Annotated in this window: 5 protein-coding genes and 1 pseudogene; 2 read left to right on the top strand and 4 right to left on the bottom strand. The window is 62.9% G+C overall.

What is annotated here, in order from left to right:
* From A3764_RS17510 to A3764_RS17495, 4 genes and pseudogenes are all read right to left on the bottom strand, one after another.
* Window positions 1-272 (bottom strand): annotated as a pseudogene (locus A3764_RS17510) (hypothetical protein); the annotation flags it as partial.
* Window positions 269-1,159 carry a PhzF family phenazine biosynthesis protein gene (locus tag A3764_RS17505; protein WP_067920364.1) on the bottom strand — a complete coding sequence of 297 codons (891 nt, stop codon included), beginning with the start codon at window positions 1,157-1,159 and terminating at the stop codon, window positions 269-271. The pseudogene A3764_RS17510 and the gene A3764_RS17505, both read right to left, overlap by 4 nt.
* Before the next feature lie 68 nt (window positions 1,160-1,227).
* The gene (locus tag A3764_RS17500) at window positions 1,228-1,446 is read right to left on the bottom strand and encodes a DUF1150 family protein (RefSeq protein WP_067920363.1); all 219 of its coding nucleotides are present in this window, start codon (window positions 1,444-1,446) and stop codon (window positions 1,228-1,230) included.
* A 4-nt stretch (window positions 1,447-1,450) separates the two neighbouring features.
* The gene (locus tag A3764_RS17495) at window positions 1,451-1,864 is read right to left on the bottom strand and encodes an Hsp20 family protein (RefSeq protein ID WP_067920362.1); all 414 of its coding nucleotides are present in this window, start codon (window positions 1,862-1,864) and stop codon (window positions 1,451-1,453) included.
* 165 nt (window positions 1,865-2,029) lie between these two features.
* On the opposite strand from A3764_RS17495, the gene A3764_RS17490 reads away from it, so the two are divergent.
* Together A3764_RS17490 and purE are read left to right on the top strand one after the other, a co-directional pair.
* A complete protein-coding gene (locus A3764_RS17490; protein ID WP_067920361.1) occupies window positions 2,030-2,254 on the top strand; it encodes a YdcH family protein in 225 nt (74 codons plus the stop codon).
* An 80-nt stretch (window positions 2,255-2,334) separates the two neighbouring features.
* A partial coding sequence (purE, locus tag A3764_RS17485) for a 5-(carboxyamino)imidazole ribonucleotide mutase (RefSeq protein WP_067951842.1) occupies window positions 2,335-2,689 on the top strand: 355 nt, incomplete at its 3' end.

The raw sequence follows: 2,689 nt of genomic DNA, 5'->3' as shown, positions 1-2,689 counted from the left end.
CGCAGATACCGCAGATGTCGTGCGTGAATGATCGACGGTTCCACCACCATCACCGAGAGCTGCGCAGGGCTCCCCAGCCGTGGCAGGAAATGCATGTTCGTCTTGGGATAGCAGATCAGGTGATCGAAGGGCGCCATATCCGCCACCCGGCCCTGCGCCAGTCGCGGGGGACGACCCAAGGGCCAGTGCAAATCGTCGAGCGGGATTTGCGCAAGGGTCTTGCCGAACCTTGTGCCGTAGGGCGCGATGGCGATGGCCGGATCGGCTGTCATCGGTACGCGCCCTGTTCCGGCAGATGGACCTGCCCTGACATCACGATCTGACCCTTACCCGCGACGCGCACGCCGGTGATGGCATCCGGAGGGCCCAACACCTCGATCTGCGCACGTCCCGGGCGGCCCATGCCGTGGCCCTGTTCCGCGATGAATTTGGGGCCGTCCAACAGGCCCTCGGCCCAGAGATAGGCGGCCATGGCCCCGCTGGCGGAGCCGGTAAAGGGGTCTTCCGGCGGGCTCGGCGGCGCCAGCAGCAGGCGGGAATAGGTATCGCCCTCTTCCGTCCCACCCCCCAGCGTGACCCAGAAGGGTTCCATCGGCGTTTGGGTCGTGTCGCCCAGACGACCGCGAAACCGCTCCAATGCCTCTGGGTCGAGGCGGAGCGCATCGAGCGTGGTGCGATCCTTCACCACGGCGATACAAAAGGGCAGGCCGGTGGAGACGACCTGCGGCTCGCCGAGGATATCAGACGGGTCAAGCCCGCCCACGGCTGCCACGAGTTCTGCCGGTACGCGCGGGCCGAAGCTGGGGACCTGTTGCGTCATGGTGATCAGATCGCCTTCGACCTTTACCGGGACGAGCCCTGCCCCCGTTTCGAGCATCAGCGTATCGCCCGATACGAGATCCCTGTGCACAAGTGCGGCAACGGTTGCGATCGTGGGGTGACCGGCGAAAGGAATTTCACGGTCCGCCAGGAAATAACGCACCCGCAGATCAGCTTTTTCCGACGGCCCGGTAAATGTACATTCCACAAGCGAGGTTTCCCGCACAAAGGCCGTGCAGACCGCCTCCGGCAGTGCCGCACCGCCATGGACGACGGCACAGCCATTGCCGCCAAAGGGCGCATCCGCAAAGGCATCCACCCAGTCGAAATCGAGGATCATCGCCCCTCCGCTATGAAAAAGGCCGCCCGGAGGCGGCCTCTGTTCTCTTTGTCATAGCGTGCGGGGCGTCAATGCACCAGCACGGGTGCATAATCGTGCTGACGCGCCAGTTGGAACGCCAGCTTGCGGTTCCCCACGAGGGCCAACTGCTGGCCCTGCGCATCGTGGACGGCATAGAGCTGTTCCAGCCCTTCCGCCTGATCGCGCACTTCGCGCGGCAGATCCGTGACCGCGATGGTTTTCACGTAAACGGTACGGTCGTTCTGCTGGGCTTCGAATTCATGCATATTCCTAGCCTTTCCTGATCTTGATCGTCCGTACGACCGACTCGGGCTTGGCCTGAGTGAGATCGACATGCAGCAATCCGTTTTCCATCACGGCCTCTCCGACATCGACGCCATCCGCCAGAACGAAGGACCGCTGGAACTGTCTGGCGGCGATTCCGCGGTGTAGAAACACCCGGTCTCCGCTGTCGTCGACCTGACGGCCCCGTATGACCAATTGTCTATCCTCAACCGTTATGGAGAGGTCTTGTTCCGAAAATCCGGCCACGGCCAGCGTGATGCGGTAGCTCAGTTCAGAGGTTTGTTCGATGTTGAAGGGCGGATAACCTTCGTTTCCGGCCTTGGCGGTGCGTTGCAGCACACGCTCCAGTTGCTCGAACCCCAGCATATGGGGATACGACGCCAGCGTCAGTTTCGTCATGCGACACGTCCTTTTCAAGTCAAGCGACAGTCAAGTCTTTCGGCCCCGAGATCGGCAGCCGTCTGAACTGAATATGGGGTGCGGCAGGGAACCGTGCAAGGGCTATGCCATTGCGACGGTTGGGCTTATATTGACGGTTTCAGGGACAAACGGAATCACCCTTGCATGACTGCCCCCAGTGACCTGTCGATGAAGAATGACGATGTGCTGCGCGTCGAGTTGGAGGTTTTCCGGCGGGAACACCGCGACCTCGATGATGCGATCCACGCGCTCGTCGAACGCGGCACGGCCGATCCGCTCACGCTGCAGCGCCTCAAAAAGCGCAAGTTGCGGTTGAAGGACAAGATCGCCCAGATCGAAGACCGGCTGACGCCCGATATCATCGCCTGAGCGGGCGCGGCGGCGCATTGCGCCCCGGTTCGCTTTGACTATAGTGCGCGCTCTGACGTCCCACCGAAAGGTTCCGCCGCATGACCACCCCGCCCGTTGGCATCATCATGGGTTCGCAATCCGACTGGGCCACCATGCGCGAAGCGGCACTGCTGCTCGATGAACTCGGGGTTGCCTATGAAACCCGGATCGTCTCCGCCCATCGCACGCCGGACCGGCTGTGGGACTATGGGCGCGAGGCTGTCGCCCGGGGGCTGCAGGTGATCATCGCCGGCGCCGGGGGTGCCGCGCATCTGCCCGGCATGATGGCTTCGAAGACGCGGGTGCCCGTGATCGGGGTTCCGGTCCAGACCAAGGCGCTGTCGGGTGTCGATTCCCTCTATTCCATCGTGCAGATGCCGCGCGGCTATCCGGTCGCCACCATGGCGATCGGCA

The sequence above is a fragment of the Sulfitobacter sp. HI0129 genome (assembly GCF_001635395.1).
Lineage (GTDB): Bacteria > Pseudomonadota > Alphaproteobacteria > Rhodobacterales > Rhodobacteraceae > Sulfitobacter.
The sequence above is the reverse complement of the archived record's forward strand: the minus strand, read 5'-3'. Positions and strand labels throughout refer to the sequence as shown.

What these genes read in the sequence shown, in the direction of transcription:
- A3764_RS17505 (WP_067920364.1), bottom strand. Translation starts at nt 1,159, where the DNA reads ATGATCCTCGATTTCGACTGGGTGGATGCCTTTGCGGATGCGCCCTTT.
- A3764_RS17495 (WP_067920362.1), bottom strand. Translation starts at nt 1,864, where the DNA reads ATGACGAAACTGACGCTGGCGTCGTATCCCCATATGCTGGGGTTCGAG.
- A3764_RS17500 (WP_067920363.1), bottom strand. Translation starts at nt 1,446, where the DNA reads ATGCATGAATTCGAAGCCCAGCAGAACGACCGTACCGTTTACGTGAAA.
- A3764_RS17490 (WP_067920361.1), top strand. Translation starts at nt 2,030, where the DNA reads ATGACTGCCCCCAGTGACCTGTCGATGAAGAATGACGATGTGCTGCGC.